Here is a 19,266-nt window from a genome sequence, read left to right as displayed (position 1 = left end):
ACAGGGTCAGCGCGTCATCAACGGATGTTGATGACGGTCTGGGTGATCTGATCCTGGGTCGTGATCATCTGCGCGTTGGCCTGGAAGTTGCGCTGCGCGGTGATCATGTTGACCAGCTGCTCGGTGAGGTCGACGGTGGACGCTTCCAGCGAGCCGGCCTGGATCTTGCCGAGGTTGGAGGTGTCCGGCATGCCGGTGCGCGGCGTACCCGACTCGAACGTCTCCACCCACAGGTTGTTGCCCTTCTGCTCCAGGCCCTGCGGGTTGTTGAAGGTGGTCAGTGCGACCTGGCCGAGGGGCTTGTCGTCACCGTTGGAATAGCGGGCATAGACCACGCCGGTTTCCGACACGGTGATCTCGTTGAGCTTGCCGGCGGCATAGCCGTCCTGCTGGGTGTTGCGCAGAGCGAACTTCTCTCCGTACTGGGTCGAGCCGCTGATATCCAGCGTCATGTTGAGCTGACCGGCGCCGGTGGTCGGGGTGAACGTGCCGAGGCTGACCTTGCCGTTGGCCGGAGTGGTCAGCTTGCCGCTGTTATCGAAGGCGACCGCGGTCGGGGTGCCGGCCGGTTGGCCGTCCACGTAGTTGTGCACGGTCCACTCGTTTGGATTGGCGCCCTTCACGAAGTACGAGACCTGGATATGGCTGACGCCCAGCGAGTCGTACACGGTGATGCCACCGCTGGAATGGTTGTAGCTGTTGGAGTCGGTTGGATCGAAATTTGCGACCGTCGGCTGCTTGGCGTTGGCCGGCAGGGTGAAGCCGACCTTCACTTCGCTGGTCTGCTTCGGCGGGCTGTCGGTGGTCAGCAGCTGCAGGTCGACCAGACGGCCTGCATCGAAGTTGGTGCCATCGGCATTCGGCGCGAACACCTGCAGTCGCGCGCCCTGCGGGTTGATCACGTAACCGGCGGAATCGGTCTGGAAATTGCCGGCACGCGAGTACACGCGCGAGCCGTTCATGTTCATGGTGAAGAAGCCCTCACCGGAGATCGCCATGTCCAGGCTGCGGCCGGTCTGTTCATTGTGGCCCTGGATGAACTGCTGGGCGACATTGGAAACACGGACGCCCGAGCCGGTCTGGTTCTTCGACAGGCCGTAGCTGGTGGAGGCGAACAGGTCGGCGAATTCGGCGCGCGATTGCTTGAAGCCGGCGGTGTTGACGTTGGCGACGTTGTTGGCGGTGACGCTCAGGTCGGTGTTGGCGGCATTGATGCCGGACAGAGAGACGTTGAAGCCCATGGGATGCTCCTGGTTGATGCGGAATGTGCGGCTCAGCTGACGCGGAGCACGTAGTCAATCGGGGCCGTGCCCAGGCCCTTGAGGTTCAGGTACAGACCGTCGGAACCGACGGTCACGCTCTCCACCGGGGCCTGCACGAAGGTGGACAACTTGGTGCTCTTCCCTGTGGTGTCGACGTGGTTGGCGACGATGGAGTACTTGCCCGGTTCCATGCGCTTGCCGTTGGCGTCCTTGCCGTCCCACTGAAACGCGGTTTCACCAGCGGCCTTGGCTTCTACGCTCAGCGAGGTGACCTTGGTGCCGTTGGCGTCAGTGATGTCGACGGTTACGATGCCGGCCGAGGGTGCGGCCACCGTGCCTTCGACGCTGCCTTCCTTTTCCAATACCAGCTTTTCCGACGGCACCAGCACCTGGTGACCGACCAGCGCGGCACCGCGCAGTACCTGGTCGCTGGCCATCGATTCCTGGAAGCCCTTCACCGTCTTGTTCAGATCGGTGATGCCCTGCACGGTGGACATCTGCGCCATCTGCGCGACCATCTGCGTGTTGTCCATCGGCTTCAGCGGATCCTGATGCTGCAGCTGCTCGGTCATCAGGCGCAGGAAGTCGGCCTGGTCCAGCGTGTTCTTCTTTTTCGTAGCGTTGCTGTTCGGGGCGTTCAGGCCGAGTGCGGCGTAGACGTCCTGGCTGGTCTGGTTGTTGACGGCGGTGGTCATGGCGGTATCCGGTACTGCGGGCCTCAGCGGCCCATGGTCAGGGTGGCCAGGGCCAGTTCCTTGGCGGTGGTCAGCATCTCCACGCCGGCCTGGTAGTTACGCGAGGTCGAGATCAGGTTGACCATCTGCGCCACCGGATCGACGTCGGGCTGGTAGATGTAGCCATCGCCATCGGCCAGCGGGTGGCCCGGCTCATAGCGCTTGATCGGCGCGGCCTCGCTCTGGGTGATCTCCTTGACCTTCACCGAGGTGATGTTCGGATCGTTCTTGCTGGTCACGGCCTGGAAGATCGGCTCCAGCGGCTTGTACACGGCGTCGGCGGAACCGGCGACGGTGTCGGCGTTGGAGAGGTTGGAGGCGATGGTGCTCATGCGCACCGACTGCGCCTGCAGCGCGGAGCCGGCGATATCGAAGATCGGCAGGTTGCTCATGGCTTATTGCCCCGTGATCGCGGTCAGCATGGAACGCACCTTGCTCTCGACGAAGCTGAGCGAAGCGCGGTATTCGAGTGCGGCGCGGCCATAGGCGGCACGCTCGGCATCGGGATCGACGGTGTTGCCGTCCAGGCTGGGCTGTACGCCGTCGCGCGCGATCTGGAACGGATTCAGGCCACTACTGATTTCGTAGTGCTGCTCGTTGGTGGTGGTCATCAGGCCGTTGGCATCCTGCCCCTGGGCATGGCGCAGGGCGGCATCGAAGTCCAGGTCCTGGGCCTTGTAGCCGGGAGTGTCGGCATTGCCGAGGTTGCTGGCGATCAGCTTCATCCGCTGTTCGCGCAACGGCATGGCCTGGGCGTGGACGCCCAGGTAGTCGGTAATCAGGTTGCGCACGGTGCACTCCCACGGGAACGTTGCCCGGGAAGCTGCAAGGGGTGTGCCAAAGCACGCGCGACATCGCGTCCGCCGGGCATGGTCCGGCGCTAGCCCAGGGGTCGGGGAGGTTGTGGTAGCGCCGGGCCATGCCCGGCGGAGACCCGTGACGCGGCCCTACGCCGCCATCGCGACCTTGCGCAGGCGGTCCAGCACGAAGTCAGCCAGTTCGTGAGGCGAGTATTTGGCGACGAAGGCGTTGGCGCCGACGCGCTCGACCATCGCATTGTTGAATACGCCCGACAGCGAGGTGTGCAGCAGCACGTACAGGCCGGCCAGGCCCGGATGGCGCCGGATTTCCGTCGTCAGCGTATAGCCGTCCATGGCCGGCATCTCGATGTCCGAGATGACCATGGCGTAGCGCTCGGCCGGGTTCTCGCCGGAGGCATGGATCTGAAGCAGGTGGTCCAGTGCCTGCTTGCCATCGGAAAGCAGGGTGGCGCCCACCCCCAGCTGGTCCAGCACGCTGCGGATCTGCTGGCGGGCTACGCGCGAGTCGTCCACCACCAGCACCTGCAGCTGCGGGCCGTCGGCCGGCATTGCCATGGTCGGGTCCAGCACCGCTTCGCCACGGACCTGGGCGATGTCGGCCAGTACGCTTTCCACGTCGATCACCTGGATCAGCTCGCCCTGGAAGCGGGTCACCGCGGTCAGGTAGCTCGATTCGGCGCCCAGTTCCGGCGGCGGGTGGATGTCTTCCACCGCGATGTTGACGATGCGCTCCACGCCGCTGACCAGGAAGCCCTGGATCGAACGGTTGAATTCGGTGACGACCAGATAGCCGGGCGAGGTGTCCGCATCGGGCTCGCGCTCGGGATGGCCGATCGCCAGCCCGAGGTCCAGCACCGGCACCGAACGGCCGCGCACGTCGGCCACGCCGGAGAACTGGCTGGGCAGCCCGGGCACCTGGAACAGCTCCGGGCGCCGCAGGACCTCCTGCACCTTGAAGACATTGACGCCAAAAAGCTGACGTCCGCCGAGACGGAACAGCAGCAGCGCCAGGCGATTGTGGCCGGCCAGTCGGGTCCGCTGGTCGATCCGGTTGAGCAGGTCATGGGACATGGCTGCTGTATCGGCGCCGCAGTGGCGGAACTTGAGGGCGCTCTGCCGCCCGCGTGGTCCGCACCGCAATTGTGGCGTCGCGCCATGTTCGACCGAGGCTCGACTCTACAAAACGCAGCTCTGCCCATCTGGCACACCCCTTGCACGCACCAGGGCCAGATCCCATCGACAGGAGGCGCCATGCGCCGGGTCACATCTCTCTTCGCCATCGCGTTGGCCTTGGCCTCGCCGTGGGCGGTTGCCGCCGACTGGCAGCCGGTGGCCAGCATTCGCGCCGCGGCGTTGTCGACGCTGCCGGCCGGCAGCGAGGGCGAGGCCCAGGTGGCCGATGCGCTGCGCCTGCCCAGGTGTGGTGGCGCGCTGCAGGTGCAGCCCACCGCCAACACCACGGTCGAAGTCAGCTGCCCCGATGCCGGTGGCTGGCGCCTGTTCGTGCCGGTGAAGGTACGGCGCAACCAGACCGTGCTGGTGCTCAATCGTGGAATCGGCACTGGAGAAACCCTCACCGCCGCCGATATCACCACTGCCCAGCGTGACGCCGCCCGGATTGCCGGTGCAGTGCTGGCCGATCCCAACGCGGCGATCGGCCGCATCGCCCGCCGTCCGTTGCAGGCCGGAGCCCTGCTGTCGAACAACGATCTGGTGGTGCAGCGTCTCATCAAGAGGGGAGACAATGTGGCCCTGGTATCGCGTCGCGGCTCGGTCGAGGTCCGCATTGCCGGTCGCGCGATGGGCGATGCCGGTGAAAACGAACGGGTCTCGGTAGAGAACCTGTCCTCGCGGCGGATCGTGCAAGGCACGGTCGATGCCGCCGGTGACGTAATCGTGGCGCGTTGATTTACCGCAAAATATCCCTAAAGATCACGGCCCTGCGGCCGTTATCCCTTGTGAACGGCAACTCCAGGACACCCCATGAGCCAGAAAATCGACGGCAACCTGCAGGTCCCCCAGGCACTGCGCAGCGTGACGACCCCGGCCAACAAGCCCGGCGTCAGCACCGATGCGGCAGCACGTCCGGTCGAAGCGGCCGACAGCCTGCGCCTGACCGGCGAGGCCACCAATCTGCAGGCCATCGAGCGTGAGCTGACCACCGCCCCGGCGATCGACGCCCAGCGCGTGGCCGCCGTGCGCGAATCGCTGCAGAACGGCACCTACAAGATCAATCCGGACGCGATCGCATCGCGCATGCTCGAGCTGGACCAGCAGCTGCACGGATGACCGCGGCGATGAGCGAGCCGCTGCAGCGCCTTGCCCAGGCCCTGGACGTTGAACGCCAGGCCTTGGTCGAGCACGACGTGCACGCCCTGATTCGGGCCACCGGCGCCAAGCTGGAGGCGCTGCGTGCGCTGGAAGGCGCGCCGCCGGTGGGCGAGGGCGAACAGCTGCAGGAACTGGCCGAGCGCAACCGCGCCAACGGCGTACTGCTGTCGCGCCGCCGCCGCGAGGTCAACTGGGCATTGCGCCAGCTCGGCCGCACCGAAGATGCCTCGGCCTACGATGCCAAGGGCCAGGCGCACACCGTCACTGCGCGCCGTCCACTCGCCGTCGCCTGACGCGACGGCGGTCGCACAACCCATTCCTGCGGGCTGAAGCCCGCTGCGTGACCGCGTATATTGGGCGCCTGTTCGAATGCCCCGAGTCGCCGTGTCCGCTGCCAACGCCCTGGTTACCGCCCCCCTTCCGCCACAGCCGGTGCTGCAGGCCCTGCTTGAGCGCCTGCGCGAAGGGCTGCTGCTGTTCACTGAAGACGGGCAGGTGGCGCTGGCCAATCCGGCCGCGCAGAACCTGCTGGCCAGCGGCGAGGGTGGCGGTCTGCCACCACCGCAGCGCCTGCGTGAACTGCTGCCGCCCGATGCCCTGGAACAGGCGCGCCAGCATGGTCACTGGAATGGCAGCCTGCCGCTGGGCGAGGGCGTGGTCATCGCCCATCTGTATCACCACGGCCCGGTGGGCCAGGGGAACTTCCTGGCGTTGTTCCGCCATATCGAGGGGCAGGAAGACTACGAGCGCGAGCTGCAGCAGCGCCATGCCGAGCTGCGCCAGGCCTACCTGCGCCTGAACGGCACCCAGGAAAAGCTGCTGCAGTCGGAAAAGATGGCCTCGATCGGCCAGCTTGCTGCCGGCGTCGCGCACGAGATCAACAACCCGATCGGCTACGTGCACTCCAACCTGGGCAGCCTGCAGGAATACCTACGCAGCCTGTTCACGGTGATCGAAGCCTACGAACGCGCCCTGCGCGCGCCGGACCCGAAGGCGTTGATTCCGGAAATCGACGATATCCGTGACCGTCTGGACATCGATTTCATCAGCCGTGACCTGCCGCAGCTGATGGCTGAATCGCGCGAAGGCATCGAGCGGGTCACCCGCATCGTGCGTGACCTGAAGGACTTCTCGTATTCCGGCCGCGACGAATCGTGGAAGCTGGTCGACCTGCACGCAGGCCTGGAATCGACCATCAACATCATCTGGAACGAGCTGAAGTACAAGGTCACCCTGGTGCGGGAGTTCGGCCAGCTACCGCTGGTGGAATGCCTGCCGTCGGAGTTGAACCAGGTCTACATGAACCTGCTGCTCAACGCCGGCCATGCCATCGCCGAGCGCGGCACGATCACGGTGCGCACCGGCGTTGATGGCGATCACGTGTGGGTCGAATTCGAGGACACCGGCGGCGGCATCTCGCCGGAACTGCGCCAGCGCATCTTCGATCCGTTCTTCACCACCAAGCCCGTTGGCAGCGGCACCGGCCTGGGCCTGTCGATCTCCTACAGCATCATCAACAAGCACCACGGCCGCATCGACCTGGACAGCACCCCGGGCGTGGGCTCGCGCTTCCGCGTGGTGCTGCCGGTGAAGCAGCCGCGCTGATCGACTCTACATGTGGGTCACCGCAGCGGACGATCCTCACCGCCATCTCCGCTTTCCACCGGCGCCGGACCGGCGTTGCTGCGGCGTTGCTCCTCATAGGTGCGGAACGCCTGGTGGATGTGCTTGCGCAGCTCGTCGTCGTTCCACGGCTTGGTCAGGAAGCGATAGATCGCACCGCGGTTGATCGCGTCGGTCACGGTGTTCAGATCGGTGTAACCGGACAGCACCAGGCGGATCGTGTCCGGGTACAGCATCTTCACCCGGCCCAGGAACTCGGTGCCGCTCATGTCACTCATGCGCTGGTCGGACAGGATCACCTGCACGTCGTTGATCGCCAGCAGGTCGAACGCATCGCGCACGTTGCCGGCGGCCAGGATGCGGTAGCCATCGCGACGGAACAGGCGCACCAGCGAGCGCAGCACGTTCTCCTCGTCGTCCAGCAACAGCAGCGTGCGGTCGGGACGGGTCTCGGCAAAGGCCTCCGGGCGCAGGTAGCGGCGGCGCAGGGTCATGCCGGCGGCATCGGCCGACATCGGTTCGCCGAACAGGTAGCCCTGGAACACGTCGCAGTCGTTGCGGCGCAGGAAGCCCAGCTGCGCCTGCGATTCCACGCCGTTGGCGATCACGGTCATGCCCAGCTGGTGGCCCATGGCGATGATCGCACGGGCGATGGCCGCTTCGCGGTTACCGGCCGGCGCACTCTTGATGAAGCTGCGGTCGATCTTCAGCTTGTCCACCGGGTAGCGCACCAGCGCACTCAGGCTGGAATCGCCGGTGCCGAAATTGTCCAGGCTCAGGCTGATGCCTTCGTTGCGCAGGTTGGCCAGCGTCTCGTGCACGAAGTTGACGTTGTTGGTCAGCGCGCTTTCGTTGATCTCCAGCGTCAGCATCTGCGCCGGCACGCCCGCCGCCTGGATCAGGCCCATGACTTCTGCGAAGAAGTTGGGCCGCAGCAACTGCAGGGTGGAGACGTTCACGGCGATGGTGAAGTCGTCGAAGCCCTGGTCGCGCCACAGGCGGGCCTGCTTCAGCGCGCCCTCCAGCACCCAGGTGCCGATCTGCACGATGATGCCCAGCCGTTCGGCGGTGCGCATGAAGCGCTCCGGCACCAGCATGCCCAGCGTCGGCGACTGCCAGCGCAGCAGCGCCTCCATGCCCACCACGTGGCCGTCGCGGGCACTGACCAGCGGCTGGTAGCGAAGCTTCAGCTCGCCATTGGGGATCGCGTCGACGATCTGGCGCGCGATGATGCTCTCGCTGTGCGCGCTCGGCGGCGTGTCCACGGCGTGGATGCGCACCGCGTTGCCGCCTTCGCGGGCCGCCTGGTACAGCGCATCCTCGGCATGATCGAGCAGGCGTGAGGCGCTGCTTGCATGGTCCGGGCACAGGCTCACGCCCAGCTTGCCGGTCATGAACAACGTATACGGCAGCACCGACAGGGGCAGCTCCATCTGCTGCCGGATCTCCTCGGCAAAGTCCTCCGGCAGCGGCACGTCGGCCGTGCGTGGCACGGCGATCAGGAACTCATCGCTGCCGTGGCGCCACAGCTTGCCGCGCCCGCGCAGGTAGGACTGCAACCGCTGCGCCACCAGCGCCAGGGCCTGGTCACCCACCTCGGCGCTCATGTTTTCGTTGACCGAAGCGAAGTGGTCGATGTCGACATGCATCAGCATCAGTGCGGTGCCGCCCGAGGCCGCCTCGGCGACCATTACCTGCAGCTCGGGGTTGCCGGCGCCAAGGCGATCAGGCGCATCATCGATGCTGACCGGGGGCTGGTTGGGATTCCACATAGGCTCAGTATTCCGGTGACTCAGCGGCGGCCATGCTGGCCGCCTGGTAGGGGAGGTGGACGTCGATCAGCGTGCCTTCGCCGTGCGCGGATTCGATCCGCACATGGCCACCGACGCTCTGCGCGCGCTCACGCATCACGATCAGGCCCAGCCCGCGCGGACCATCGGGGTCGAAACCCTCGCCATCGTCGCGGATCTGCAGGTGCAGGCCGCGCTGGCCGACATCGCGCAGCTGCAGCTGCACCTGGCTGGCACGGGCGTGGCGCAATACGTTGGTCAGGCTTTCCTGCGCGATACGGAAGCAGGCCTGCTCGATGCTGTTGTCGGGACGGTGCGGCAGGGGCTCGATCTCGGCCAGCAGTTCCACCGGCGACGAACGGAACAGTACCCGTGCCTGCCAGCTCAAGGCTGCTTCCAGGCCCAGCGCGTCGAGCTGCGGCGGGCGCAGCAGGGTAGAGATGTCGCGCAGCTTGGCCACCGTGGTATCGGCCAGGCTGACGATCTGCGCCAGATCCTCGGCGCGGCGCTGCGGATCATCTTCGTCCTGTGCTGCGTAGGCGGACAACTTGATCGCCGTGATCGCCTGGCCGATGTCGTCGTGCAGATCGCGCGAGATCGCGCGGCGTTCATCCTCCTGCAGCGAGAACAGGCGGCCGGCCATCGCCTGCAGTTCACGGTTGCTGGTTTCCAACGCACTGCGGGTCCGCTCGGAATCGCTCAGGTCGCGCACGATCAGCAGCTTGCAGTCGCGTCCGCCATAACGCACTTCACCTACCGCCAGGCCGGCATGGAAGCTGCGGCCATCAGCGCGCTGCATCGCCACCACGCTGCTGTGACCGGGCCCCAGGTGGGGCTGGCCGGCACGCAGCTGGCTGCGCACGCGGGACAGATCGGCGTTGCCCACCAGTGCCGACAGCGGCTCGCCCAGCAGGGTGTGGCTGCCATAGCCGAACAGGCTGGCGGCCCAGGCATTGGCGTACAACACGTGTTCTTCGGAGAGGATCACCACGCCATCGGGCAGTACCCGTACCAGCTCGCGGAACTGCTCCTCACGCTCGCGCAGCAGGCGTCGCGACTGCTCACGCTCGGTCACGTCCTGCAGCGTGCCCAGCACGCGATTGCGGCCGGCCTCGTCGATGCCGCTGGCAGCACGCAGATGCACCATCAAGGCGCGGCCATCCATCGACAACAGCGGCAGCAGCACGTCCACGTGCACGGGATCGCCGGAGCAGAGTTCGGCCAGCAGCTGTTCGGTCTGGGTAGCGGTGGCCGGATCGGCCGGCACCAGCAGTTCGTCGAAGCGATGCCAGCGCCGGGCCTCGGGCGGGCGGCGACCCAGCAGGCGGTAGACCTGATTGGAATAACGGCCGAGCCCGGTGGACGGGTCCAGCTCCCAGGCGCCGATGCGGGCCAGCTCGTGGGCTTCTTCCACCCGGGCCAGCGCCTGGTCGCGGCGCAGTTGCGCCAGATCCTCCGCAGTGCGGTCGATGGCAATCAACAAGCGGGCGTTGTGGCCGTCGTAGCTGATGGCGTTGGAGCGCAGCTCCATCTGCCGCAGCGAGCCGTCACGCAGCTGCAGCTGGGTACGCAGGATGCACAGTTCCTCTGGTGCCTCGCGGATCGCCTCCAGCTTGGTCTGCAGTGCCTGGTCCTGGCCTGGCGGCCACAACGCGTCGATGGTCTGCTCCAGCAGTTCGTCACGGTCCCAGCCGAAGGCGGTGCAGGCCGCCGGATTGGCATCGAGGATCGCCAGCGTATCGAGGTCATAGACCAGGATCGGGCCGGGGTTGCCTTCGAACATCTGCCGCAGGCGCAGCTCCGAGGCCTGCTGGCGTGCATGGGTGTGCAGCACGTGCTCGGCCAGCGGGCGCAGCAGCAGATACAGCAGGCCCGCACTGGCAAGGGCGAAGAACGAGCCCTTCAGGCCCTGCCACAAGGCCGCCTGCTGCGGGTCAGGCACCAGTGCCTGCACCGCACTGTCGGTGGAGATCATCCAGGCCAGCGCCATCGCCAGGTAGCTCAGCACCACCCGGCGCCGGTCGCGGCTCAGCGCCTGCGCCATTCGCGGGTCGGGAACTGGGGCGTTGCCGGTCGGTTCTGCGGGCATGGACAGGGCGGAAGAAAGGGGCGCCGGCCATCTTACCGCGCAGGTGCGCCCAGACCACTCAATTATCCGCCGCAGGCGCCGTTAACCACTGCGTGCCCCGCTGACGGGCGTGTCATCCGGAGCAAGATCGCGTGGACCAAGGGATCATCGCCAGCCTGCTGCAGCACCCGCTTGCGTCGGCGCTGGTCATCGTCGACCGCACGGGCCGCCCGCTGGCGGCCAATCCGGCTGCGCGCGAGCACGGCTTGCCGGCTACCGTGGCTGCGTATGCGCCGATGCTGGAAGATCTGCGCCTGATGGCCGCCGATGGCGGCATCGTGGCCTGCACGCTGCCGGGTGGCCCGCACGGGCACTACGACGGCCACCTGCGGGCCGTGCACGATGGCGCCGGCAATCTGCTGGCCTTCACGCTGAGCATTCCCGAACCGGTGCCGCTTGGCGGCGGTGGGCGCTGGGAGCTGGCGCTGGACAGTGCCGGGCACAGCCTCTGGGACTGGGACATTCCCAGCGACCGTGTGGTGCGCACCCCGGCGCTGGGTGACGAAACCGCCACCGAGATCCTGGCCCGCGTGCACAGCGAGGATATCGCCCAGGTGCGGGTCGCACTGGACGAGCATCTGCGTGGCTTGAGCGAGCAGTACAGCGCACAATTCCGCTTCCGCCAGGCCGATGGCCAGTGGCGTTGGGTACTGGACCGCGGGCGCGTGGTCGCGCGCACCGCCGATGGCCAGCCGCTGCGCATGGTCGGCACGCATACCGATATCGAACAACAGAAGCAGCTGGAAGGGCTGCTTCAGGAACAGCAGCTGCACCTGAGCGAGGCCCAGCGCATCGCCAGCATGGGCAGCTGGTCGTTCGACCCCAACAGTGGTCATTTCTGGTGGTCGCCGGAACTGCGCTCGATGCTGGCGCTGGAGCAGGGCAGCGCGCCCGGCCAGCGCCGCTGGCTGAAGCAGCTGCATCCGCGCTCGCGGGGTGCGTTGCGTGCAGCCTGGCGGCGTCTGTGGCGTGATGGCCGGGCCGCCAACATCGAACTGGAACTGACCCGCGGCCACGAACCGTCGCAGCATCTGCGGCTGTGGATGCAGCCGCTGCTGGACATGGATGGCCAGCCCAAGCGCTTGCTCGGCCAGGTGCAGAACATCACCGAGCAGCACCAGACCGATGCGCTGATCCGCTGGCGTACCGAGCTGCTCAACCGCGTCTCCGCGCTGGGCCGCATCGGCGGCTGCGAGATCGAGGTGCAGACCCGGCACATGCAGTGGACCGAGGAGTGCTATCGCATCCACGGCCTGCGCAAGGAGCCGATCACCCTCGACCAGGCGCTGGCGCTGTACACCGAAGATTCGCGCAATGCCTTCGACGCCGCGCTGGTCCGGATTGCCGGTGGCGGGCTGCCCGAACAGCTGGACCTGTGCTTCTACCGCCAGTCGGGCCTGCGCGTGTGGGTGCAGGTGCTGATCGAGCTGGATCGCCGTGACGGACTGCCGCCGCGCTTCGTGGTGCTGTTCCGTGACATCACCCGCGAGCGCGAGGCCAACGAGCGCATCGAGCTGCTGGCCCACTACGATCTGCTCACCGGCCTGCCCAATCGCGTGCTGCTCGGCGAACAGACGGCAGAAGCCATCGAGGAAGCGCGCGACCGTGGCACCTCGCTGGCGATGCTGTTCATCGATCTGGACGGTTTCAAGACCATCAACGACAGCTTCGGTCATGCCACCGGTGATGCGCTGCTGAAGGCCGCTGCGACGCGCCTGCACCAGAACCTGCGCAACAACGACCTGTTTGGCCGCTTCAGTGGTGACGAGTTCATCGTGGTGCTGCGCGATCTGGCCGAGCCGGAAGACGCCGGCCACGTGGCGCGCAAGCTGATCGCCTCGTTGGCCGAGCCGCTGCGCCGTGGCGAGACCACGTTGAAGGTCGGCGCCAGCGTCGGCATCGCGATGCTGGGCGATGCGCAGACCGACTTTGATTCCCTGCTGCGTGCTGCCGACGCCGCGATGTACGCGGCCAAGGAAGCCGGGCGCAATACCTACCAGTACTACAGCCAGGATGCGCTGGCCCGCATCCAGCGCAAGCTGGAGCTTGAGCACGCCCTGCACGGCGCCATCGAGCGCGAAGAGTTCAGCCTGGCCTACCAGCCGCTGCTGCATGCCCACCACGGCGAGCCACCTGCAATCGAGGCGCTGCTGCGCTGGCACCGGCCCGGGATCGGCTACTGCAGCCCGGCCGAGTTCATTCCGATTGCCGAGAAGTGCGGTGAGATCGTGCGCATCGGCGACTGGGTACTGAATGAAGCCTGCCGCCAGGCCACCGCCTGGGACCGCGCCGGCCTGCGCTTCGACCGCATCGCGGTGAATGTCTCCGCGGTGCAGCTGCGTGACCGTGGTTTCGCCGAGCGCGTGATCGAGATCTGCCACGCCCATGGTTGGCCGCCGCAGCGGCTGGAACTGGAACTGACCGAGTCGGCACTGATCCGTGACACCGACATCCTGCGCCATTGCTTCGATGTGCTGGAACGGCACGGCGTGCCGCTGGCGGTGGATGACTTCGGTACCGGCTTCTCCAACCTCAATTATCTCAACCGCTTCCCGGTGGGCCGCCTGAAGATCGACCGCAGCTTCGTGCAGGGCATGCTGCATGATTCGGGCACGGCCGAAGTGACCCAGGCCATCGTGCACCTGGGCCACGCGCTGGGCATGAAGGTGGTGGCCGAGGGCGTGGAAACACACCAGGAAGAAGACATGCTGCGCCGCCAGGGCTGCGACGAGATCCAGGGCTACCTGTACTCGCGCCCGCTCAGCCCGCGCGACCTGGCGCAGTGGCTGCGCCAGCCACAGCCGGTTTCGCTGCGTACCGATGCCAGCGGGGAAGTGGTGCTGGCGCGCTGATCAGCTGCACTGGTTGGAACTGACCTTGGCTGCTGTGTCTATCCACGCATGGCGTGGATCTACCGCAATCCGCTTTGGTGGGTGCCGACCGTTGGTCGGCACTGATGCCTGGACGCGCGATCATCCACGCACGGCGTGGATCTACCTTGGGAACTCCGCCTTCAACTGCATGCGCAGCGCTTCGACGATGGCCGCATAGCGCCGCTTCTGGACCAGATAGCTGGCCAGGAACAGCGGCAGCACCAGCAGCATGGGCGCCACCATCGGGCGCATCGCCACCAGCAGCAACAGCAACAGCGACAGGATGGCCACGAACCAGCTGCACAGTCCGATCACCCGCACCTCGTGCCGTCGCGCGTTGAGTACGATGCGACCGCGCATCACGGGGAAGTAGCGCAGGCCGAAGCTCGGCGCGAAGCTCTCGCGGAACGCCATGCTGCCATCGGGCAGCGCATGGAAGGCCAGTCGCAGCCACTTGTCCTGCGGCAGGTCACGTTCCAGGCTGCCCAGCGAGAGCCGGGACTGCATGGCCGGTGACGCCGCGATGCGCTCATTGAACACGGTGATGCCCCAGCTGAAATAACCGGCCACCCAGGCCATCAGAAGGACGGTCTCGATCAGCAGGAGTGCGATCAGGGCGATGGCCATCGGTCTTCCATGATCGGGATCGGTGGATCATGCCACTGCCCGGACAGTAGATCCACGCCATGCGTGGATGGCAGGCGGTCCGAGCCACCATGCGGGTGGGGCCGCCCAGCGACTCAAGCAGCCTCTTGGCGTCAGTCCTCTTCCACCAGATCGCTAAGATCCAGAATCCGTGGAGCAACACTGTGCGCAACGACGCTTTGGATCATTCCGGGCTTGGGCCGAAGTGAATAGGCTCGCATCGTGTGGATGGGATTGAACTCCAGCCACGGGCAGGATGAATGCCCCACGATAACCGGCATGTTGAAACTGATGTCCTTGGGATCATCCAGTGGGAGAGTCCATTTGCCGCCGTGATGCTGACACACGGTTTCCCCAAGATATCGTGCAAACACAACTCTCAAGGCAGCCTGCTCGTCCTTCGATAACGTTGCGGCCATCAACGTGTACAGGGTTTCGAGGCGATCAAGGCTCTCCAGGCTACCGTCTAGGTCGACGCCGCGCTGCTGCGCCTGCTCGATCAGCCATTCAATCTGATCGTCCATGATGATCAGAAACTGTTCGAAGGCTTCTTGCGCTTCTTCCGGATTGAATGCCATGACGCTGTCAAGGAGGGAGAGCGATGAGTGTGCCCGGAGCCGGTGATTCAGACCATGCAACAAATCTGAAATGGTGGGTGGCCGCTGCCATTTCATCCACGCATGGCGTGGATCTACTTCAGCGCTTCCCCATCCAGCCCCAGGTCCCACGCCAGCCCCAGCAGCGCCTCGTCCGCGCGGGACGGCGCCGGCCGCGCATCGGCCAGCTGCTGCAGCTCGCGGATCTCCTCGCGTGCCACATCCTCCAGCTGTTGCAGCTGCTCACGCACGCTCGCGTTGCGCGGGCGCTCGGTATCGGTGAGGGAGGGCAGGGCACGGATCAGGGTCATGGTGCGCGTACAGGATGCATCCAACGGCGGGTCACAGGCAAAGGCCCCGGAGGAACCGGGGCCTTGCGGGCTGCCGGCGAGGGCAGCGGACATCAGGGTCAGAACAGCTCGACGGTGCCGGCGCCCATGCTCTGCTGGGCAACCGGCTTGTGCGGCGGGCGTTCCCATTCGCTGCGCAGTTCGCGCAGGCGGCTGCCGGTGCGCTGCAGGGCGGTGGCGATCTCTTCGTCGAACACGCCGCCGTTGCGGTGCAGCAGTTCCTGCAGGGCGACTGCTTCGCGGTTGATCGCGGTCAGGCGGTCCAGGTGGGTGTGCACGCCGCCCAGCGCCTGGGTGGCGATGTCTTCGAACTGCAGGGCGCGCACGGCTTCGGCCACGCTGCCATCAATCGAACGGGCACACTCGGAGACTTCGCGCATGCCATCGCCCAGCGAGGCATTGATCTGGGCCACGTTGTCGAGCATCGCGGCCGCTTCCTGGCGCGCTTCACGGGAGCGATCCATGTCACGCGACGCCATGTGCGAGACCGTCTCGCGCACCTTGGCAATGGCGTCCTTGGAGCTGTGCGCCAGCTTGCGGATCTGCTCGTTGAACGTGGTCGAGCGCTCGGACAGGTTGCGCACTTCGTCGGCGACCACCGCGAAGCCGCGACCGGCTTCACCGGCACGCGCTGCTTCAATTGCAGCGTTCAGGGCCAGCAGGTTGGTCTGGTCGGCGATCGATTTGACGTCTTCCAGCAGCGCGAAGATGCCATCCAGGTGCTGCGCCATCTGGTCGATGTGCTGCACGGTGGTGCTGCTCTGGCCGCTCACCTGTTCCAGTGCTTCGACCAGCTGTTCCATGCGGTGGCTGGCGTGCTGGGCGAAACGGGCAACGTCGAGGCCGGCATTGCCTTCATCACCGGCGCGGTCGACGATGCGCGACAGGGCCTGGCTCTGCTGGCGCGACTTGCGGTTCATGGCATCGAAGCTGCCGCCCAGGCTGGAGACGGCCTGGCGGATCAGGTCACGGGCACGTTCCACTTCGCCGCGCGAACCGTCGATCTCGTTGCCGACGAAGTTGCGCAGTTCGGTCAGCAGCTGGTCCTGCTCACGCAGGACACGGGCATGTTCCGGGGAACGGTGCGCCTGGGCGCGGGTGGTCCACCACGCAAAGCCGAGCCAGCTCAGCGTCATCGTGGTCAGGATCGCCCAGCGCAGGGCGGCCGGCCATTCGAAACCGATGGCGAAGGGGAGCAGCAGGGTCAGAGCCAGGGGGGCGGCCAGACGGATGAAAATGCGTGAGTACATGGACGTTCTCGGGAGGTGCACGGAGGATGTATCGGCCGTACCCCCTTTCTCTTTAACGTCGATGTGCCCGGAAGTGCATTCTGAATGCGCCGGTTTTCCGGCGCCTTGGCGGCTTCAGGGTCAGAGCCCTTTCCGTGCCGGAAAGGGATCCGACCCCATGGCCTCAGGCCAGCTGCCGGTCCACGGCCTCGATCATCGCTTTGCGGCTGAACAGGAAGTCCCAGTAGCTGCCGCCCAGCTGGCGCCACAGCACCGCCGAGCGCACCGCGGCCAGCAGCAGGGCGCGGATCTCGGCCACAACGCCAGCCTGGCCCAGATAGTGCGGGTTGCCCTGCACCATCACCCGCGGCTTGAGGTGGCTGATGGTGTCCGCGTAAAGGCCGCCCAGGTTGGCCAGCACGTCCGGATGGCCGCTGTCGCCCAGCTCGGTGGCCTGGCGCTGGGCGCGCTCGATGCCCGAGGCGACCTTGTTCACGGTGGCGCCGTCCTGCACGAAGCGACGCTCCAGCTGCAGCACCGACAGGGCCAGCTTGGGCAGGATCGGATCCTGGCCCTGGCTGCGGAAGTAGTTGTGCAGCAGGCGCAGGCCGGCCTTCAGTGCATGGCGGTCACCGAACACCTCCTGCGGCGAGGACGCATCGACACGGAACACGCTGTCCACGGCGGTGCGCACGGCGGCGGCGTCGGAATGGCCGGTATCGGCGATACGGCGTACCTGCTGCAGGGCCTGGGCAATGCCGGCCAGGGCCAGGACGCGGTCGTCGACAGTGAAACTCATGCAGCGATTACCTCAAAAGGGGAGGGGGTGGTGCGCAGGCGCTGTTCCAGCGGCGCATCGGTGGCGGCGATCACCGCGCCACCCAGGCACACGTCACCGTCATACAGCACCAGTGATTGACCGGGGGTAACGGCGCGCTGCGGGCGCGCGAAGGTGACCAGCACGCTGCCATCGTCCAGCACCTCGACCGTACACGGCTCGTCGGGCTGGCGGTAGCGGGTCTGGGCGGTGCATTCAAAGCGCCGTGCCGGCGGCGCGCCGGCGATCCAGTGCGCGGTTTCCGAGCGCAGGCGATCGGACAGCATCCACTTGCTGTCGCGGTCCTGGTCCACGTACAGCACGTTGCTGGCCACATCCTTGCCGACCACGTACCACGGCGCGGCCGGACGTCCACGCACGCCGCCGATGTTCAGGCCTTCGCGCTGGCCCAGGGTGAAATAGAACACGCCCGGATGTTCGGCGATGACGCTGCCGTCGGCCGGGTCGAGGATCTGGCCGGGCTTGGCCGGCAGGTAACGGCCGAGGAATTCACGGAAGTCGCGCTCACCAATGAAGCAGATGCCGGTGGAGTCCTTCTTGGCGTGGGTCGGCAGGCTGACGTCACGTGCGATCCGCCGCAGGTCGGTCTTTTCCAGGTCACCGATCGGGAACAGGGTGGCCGCCAGCTGTTCCTGGCCCAGCTGGTGCAGGAAGTAGCTCTGGTCCTTGGAGCGGTCGGCGCCGCGCAGCAGCAGCCACTGGTGGCCGCGCTGGGTCACACGTGCGTAATGGCCGGTGGCGATGCGTTCGGCGCCCAGTTCGCGGGCGGCATCCAGGAAGTGCTTGAACTTCACTTCGCGGTTGCACAGCACGTCCGGGTTCGGCGTACGGCCGGCCGCGTACTCGGCCAGGAAGTGCTCGAACACGCCCTGCCAGTATTCGCTGGAGAAATCGCGGAAGTGGAACGGAATGCCGAGCAGGCCGCAGACGGCCACCGCATCGCGGCGGTCGTCCTCGGCACGGCAGTCGCCGCTGCCGTCGTCGGCCCAGTTCTGCATGAACAGACCGGCTACGGCCTCGCCCTGCTGTACCAGGCGCCAGGCGGCGACCGAGGAGTCGACGCCACCGGAGACGCCCACCATCACGCGCGGAGTGCTCATGCGACCTCCCGGACCAGGGAAAGTGGATGGCGCTGGCCACCCAGGTAATCAGCCACCACCTGCCAGACCAGCGGGCTGCGCAGGCGCTCGCCGGCGGCTTGCAGTTCGGCCGGGGTCAGCCAGAGTGCGCGGTCGATGCCGGTGTCCAGTGGCTGCGCCGGGTCGTGCGAGACCGGGCGCGCCGCGTAGCAGAAGCGCAGGAAGGGGGTGCCGTCGCCGGCCGTCCACTGGTAGCAGCCGATGAAGTGGGTCAGCTGCACCGTCCAGCCGGTTTCCTCGCGGGTCTCGCGCAGGGCTGCCTCGGCCAGGCTTTCGCCCGGCTCGAGGTGGCCGGCCGGCTGGTTCAGCACCTGGTGGCCGTCGATGGTCTCTTCAACCAGCAACACGCGGCCGCCGTCGACCACCACAGTGGCGACGGTGGCGTGCGGTGCCCAGCGCGGGTCCGGCGTAGCGTTCAACTCAGAACTCGTCCTTCTTGGTCAGTTCCAGCTCCATGGCGTCGGCGGTGCGGATGGCCGCATCGATGGCGTCGCTGAGCTGGTCGGCCGTGGCATCGGCGTCGATCTTGACCACGAACATGGCGGTGGTGTCCTGCTTCACCCAGCCGCCCATCTTGGCGTCCTGCGAATCTTCCAGCAGGCGGTTGGCCACGGCCACCGGGAACTGCTTGGTCTTGGCGTTGTAGGCCGGCGACCAGATCTCGCGGATGTTGTGGGTGCCGAAATCTTCCACCGACGAGCGCACGTAGACCATCTGGGTGCGGTCACCTTCGACGTCGAACACCATGCGGTAGTCGCCGTCCTCGTCGACCTCGTAGGTGTAGCCCAGCTTGTCCAGGTGGCGGGCCACGGCCTTGTCGGCCTGGGTCTCGGCGGCGGCGGAGCCGGCGGCGGCCAGGGCGATCAGCAGGGCGGAGAGAAGGGTCCTTTTCATGAAGATCCTGTGA

The 19,266-nt window shown here is 66.5% G+C and carries 20 protein-coding genes; 5 read left to right on the top strand and 15 right to left on the bottom strand.

Annotated features, from left to right (window positions below; genetic code table 11):
* Positions 1-17: 17 nt before the first annotated feature.
* The 5 genes from flgE to G5A07_RS01175 form a co-directional block, all read right to left on the bottom strand.
* A complete protein-coding gene (gene flgE / locus G5A07_RS01195) occupies positions 18-1,241 on the bottom strand; it encodes a flagellar hook protein FlgE (protein ID WP_019337419.1) in 1,224 nt (407 codons plus the stop codon).
* Between the two features lie 32 nt (positions 1,242-1,273).
* Positions 1,274-1,957: a flagellar hook capping FlgD N-terminal domain-containing protein gene (locus tag G5A07_RS01190; RefSeq protein ID WP_043395609.1), complete on the bottom strand. Its 684-nt coding sequence runs from the start codon at positions 1,955-1,957 to the stop codon at positions 1,274-1,276.
* A 23-nt stretch (positions 1,958-1,980) separates the two neighbouring features.
* Entirely contained in the window at positions 1,981-2,388 is a 408-nt protein-coding gene (flgC, locus tag G5A07_RS01185; protein ID WP_010485892.1) for a flagellar basal body rod protein FlgC, read from the bottom strand.
* Between the two features lie 3 nt (positions 2,389-2,391).
* On the bottom strand, positions 2,392-2,787 hold the full coding sequence (flgB, locus tag G5A07_RS01180; protein WP_010485889.1) for a flagellar basal body rod protein FlgB: 396 nt from the start codon (positions 2,785-2,787) through the stop codon (positions 2,392-2,394).
* Between the two features lie 156 nt (positions 2,788-2,943).
* Positions 2,944-3,888 (bottom strand): chemotaxis protein, encoded by a 945-nt coding sequence (locus G5A07_RS01175; RefSeq protein ID WP_010485887.1) that lies wholly within the window; start codon positions 3,886-3,888, stop codon positions 2,944-2,946.
* Positions 3,889-4,068: 180 nt separating this feature from the next.
* On the opposite strand from G5A07_RS01175, the gene flgA reads away from it, so the two are divergent.
* The 4 genes from flgA to G5A07_RS01155 all read left to right on the top strand — a co-directional run bounded on the left by flgA (position 4,069) and on the right by G5A07_RS01155 (position 6,753).
* Positions 4,069-4,725 (top strand): flagellar basal body P-ring formation chaperone FlgA, encoded by a 657-nt coding sequence (gene flgA / locus G5A07_RS01170; protein WP_010485884.1) that lies wholly within the window; start codon positions 4,069-4,071, stop codon positions 4,723-4,725.
* 75 nt (positions 4,726-4,800) lie between these two features.
* Positions 4,801-5,106 carry a flagellar biosynthesis anti-sigma factor FlgM gene (gene flgM, locus G5A07_RS01165; RefSeq protein WP_019337421.1) on the top strand — a complete coding sequence of 102 codons (306 nt, stop codon included), beginning with the start codon at positions 4,801-4,803 and terminating at the stop codon, positions 5,104-5,106.
* Positions 5,103-5,441, top strand: a complete 339-nt coding sequence (locus tag G5A07_RS01160) for a flagella protein (RefSeq protein ID WP_010485882.1) — start codon at positions 5,103-5,105, stop codon at positions 5,439-5,441. The genes flgM and G5A07_RS01160 overlap by 4 nt, the downstream gene beginning before the upstream one ends.
* Positions 5,442-5,532: 91 nt before the next feature.
* Positions 5,533-6,753 carry an ATP-binding protein gene (locus G5A07_RS01155; RefSeq protein ID WP_191862404.1) on the top strand — a complete coding sequence of 407 codons (1,221 nt, stop codon included), beginning with the start codon at positions 5,533-5,535 and terminating at the stop codon, positions 6,751-6,753.
* A 17-nt stretch (positions 6,754-6,770) separates the two neighbouring features.
* Here the strand turns inward: G5A07_RS01155 and G5A07_RS01150 are convergent, their stop codons facing one another.
* Both G5A07_RS01150 and G5A07_RS01145 read right to left on the bottom strand, forming a co-directional pair.
* A complete protein-coding gene (locus tag G5A07_RS01150; RefSeq protein WP_019337423.1) occupies positions 6,771-8,543 on the bottom strand; it encodes an EAL domain-containing protein in 1,773 nt (590 codons plus the stop codon).
* 4 nt (positions 8,544-8,547) lie between these two features.
* A complete protein-coding gene (locus G5A07_RS01145; protein ID WP_191862403.1) occupies positions 8,548-10,650 on the bottom strand; it encodes a PAS domain-containing sensor histidine kinase in 2,103 nt (700 codons plus the stop codon).
* Between the two features lie 131 nt (positions 10,651-10,781).
* Between G5A07_RS01145 and G5A07_RS01140 the strand changes: the two genes are divergently transcribed.
* On the top strand, positions 10,782-13,541 hold the full coding sequence (locus G5A07_RS01140) for an EAL domain-containing protein (RefSeq protein WP_049408904.1): 2,760 nt from the start codon (positions 10,782-10,784) through the stop codon (positions 13,539-13,541).
* 141 nt (positions 13,542-13,682) lie between these two features.
* Here G5A07_RS01140 and G5A07_RS01135 read toward each other — a convergent pair whose 3' ends face one another.
* The 8 genes from G5A07_RS01135 to G5A07_RS01100 all read right to left on the bottom strand — a co-directional run bounded on the left by G5A07_RS01135 (position 13,683) and on the right by G5A07_RS01100 (position 19,253).
* Complete coding sequence (locus G5A07_RS01135; protein ID WP_191862400.1) at positions 13,683-14,189, bottom strand: hypothetical protein; 507 nt, start codon at positions 14,187-14,189, stop codon at positions 13,683-13,685.
* A gap of 131 nt (positions 14,190-14,320) precedes the next feature.
* Complete coding sequence (locus tag G5A07_RS01130) at positions 14,321-14,785, bottom strand: hypothetical protein (RefSeq protein WP_019337427.1); 465 nt, start codon at positions 14,783-14,785, stop codon at positions 14,321-14,323.
* Between the two features lie 113 nt (positions 14,786-14,898).
* Complete coding sequence (locus tag G5A07_RS01125) at positions 14,899-15,114, bottom strand: hypothetical protein (protein WP_032966708.1); 216 nt, start codon at positions 15,112-15,114, stop codon at positions 14,899-14,901.
* Between the two features lie 98 nt (positions 15,115-15,212).
* Entirely contained in the window at positions 15,213-16,403 is a 1,191-nt protein-coding gene (locus G5A07_RS01120; protein ID WP_010485867.1) for a methyl-accepting chemotaxis protein, read from the bottom strand.
* 163 nt (positions 16,404-16,566) lie between these two features.
* Positions 16,567-17,181: a high frequency lysogenization protein HflD gene (hflD, locus tag G5A07_RS01115; RefSeq protein ID WP_010485865.1), complete on the bottom strand. Its 615-nt coding sequence runs from the start codon at positions 17,179-17,181 to the stop codon at positions 16,567-16,569.
* Positions 17,178-18,320, bottom strand: a complete 1,143-nt coding sequence (gene mnmA / locus G5A07_RS01110) for a tRNA 2-thiouridine(34) synthase MnmA (protein ID WP_010485863.1) — start codon at positions 18,318-18,320, stop codon at positions 17,178-17,180. The genes hflD and mnmA overlap by 4 nt, the downstream gene beginning before the upstream one ends.
* A complete protein-coding gene (locus G5A07_RS01105) occupies positions 18,317-18,778 on the bottom strand; it encodes an NUDIX hydrolase (protein ID WP_191862398.1) in 462 nt (153 codons plus the stop codon). The genes mnmA and G5A07_RS01105 overlap by 4 nt, the downstream gene beginning before the upstream one ends.
* Before the next feature lies 1 nt (position 18,779).
* Entirely contained in the window at positions 18,780-19,253 is a 474-nt protein-coding gene (locus tag G5A07_RS01100; RefSeq protein ID WP_010485859.1) for a hypothetical protein, read from the bottom strand.
* Positions 19,254-19,266: the final 13 nt, after the last annotated feature.

This window comes from Stenotrophomonas sp. AS012628 (genome assembly GCF_010608305.1).
GTDB lineage: Bacteria > Pseudomonadota > Gammaproteobacteria > Xanthomonadales > Xanthomonadaceae > Stenotrophomonas > Stenotrophomonas geniculata.
The sequence above is the reverse complement of the archived record's forward strand: the minus strand, read 5'-3'. Positions and strand labels throughout refer to the sequence as shown.

Bases quoted from the DNA above. Each gene is read 5' to 3' on its own strand.
- flgE (WP_019337419.1), bottom strand. From the start codon at position 1,241: ATGGGCTTCAACGTCTCTCTGTCCGGCATCAATGCCGCCAACACCGAC.
- G5A07_RS01190 (WP_043395609.1), bottom strand. From the start codon at position 1,957: ATGACCACCGCCGTCAACAACCAGACCAGCCAGGACGTCTACGCCGCA.
- flgC (WP_010485892.1), bottom strand. From the start codon at position 2,388: ATGAGCAACCTGCCGATCTTCGATATCGCCGGCTCCGCGCTGCAGGCG.
- G5A07_RS01175 (WP_010485887.1), bottom strand. From the start codon at position 3,888: ATGTCCCATGACCTGCTCAACCGGATCGACCAGCGGACCCGACTGGCC.
- flgA (WP_010485884.1), top strand. From the start codon at position 4,069: ATGCGCCGGGTCACATCTCTCTTCGCCATCGCGTTGGCCTTGGCCTCG.
- flgM (WP_019337421.1), top strand. From the start codon at position 4,801: ATGAGCCAGAAAATCGACGGCAACCTGCAGGTCCCCCAGGCACTGCGC.
- G5A07_RS01160 (WP_010485882.1), top strand. From the start codon at position 5,103: ATGACCGCGGCGATGAGCGAGCCGCTGCAGCGCCTTGCCCAGGCCCTG.
- G5A07_RS01150 (WP_019337423.1), bottom strand. From the start codon at position 8,543: ATGTGGAATCCCAACCAGCCCCCGGTCAGCATCGATGATGCGCCTGAT.
- G5A07_RS01145 (WP_191862403.1), bottom strand. From the start codon at position 10,650: ATGCCCGCAGAACCGACCGGCAACGCCCCAGTTCCCGACCCGCGAATG.
- G5A07_RS01135 (WP_191862400.1), bottom strand. From the start codon at position 14,189: ATGGCCATCGCCCTGATCGCACTCCTGCTGATCGAGACCGTCCTTCTG.
- G5A07_RS01130 (WP_019337427.1), bottom strand. From the start codon at position 14,785: ATGGCATTCAATCCGGAAGAAGCGCAAGAAGCCTTCGAACAGTTTCTG.
- G5A07_RS01125 (WP_032966708.1), bottom strand. From the start codon at position 15,114: ATGACCCTGATCCGTGCCCTGCCCTCCCTCACCGATACCGAGCGCCCG.
- G5A07_RS01120 (WP_010485867.1), bottom strand. From the start codon at position 16,403: ATGTACTCACGCATTTTCATCCGTCTGGCCGCCCCCCTGGCTCTGACC.
- hflD (WP_010485865.1), bottom strand. From the start codon at position 17,181: ATGAGTTTCACTGTCGACGACCGCGTCCTGGCCCTGGCCGGCATTGCC.
- mnmA (WP_010485863.1), bottom strand. From the start codon at position 18,320: ATGAGCACTCCGCGCGTGATGGTGGGCGTCTCCGGTGGCGTCGACTCC.
- G5A07_RS01100 (WP_010485859.1), bottom strand. From the start codon at position 19,253: ATGAAAAGGACCCTTCTCTCCGCCCTGCTGATCGCCCTGGCCGCCGCC.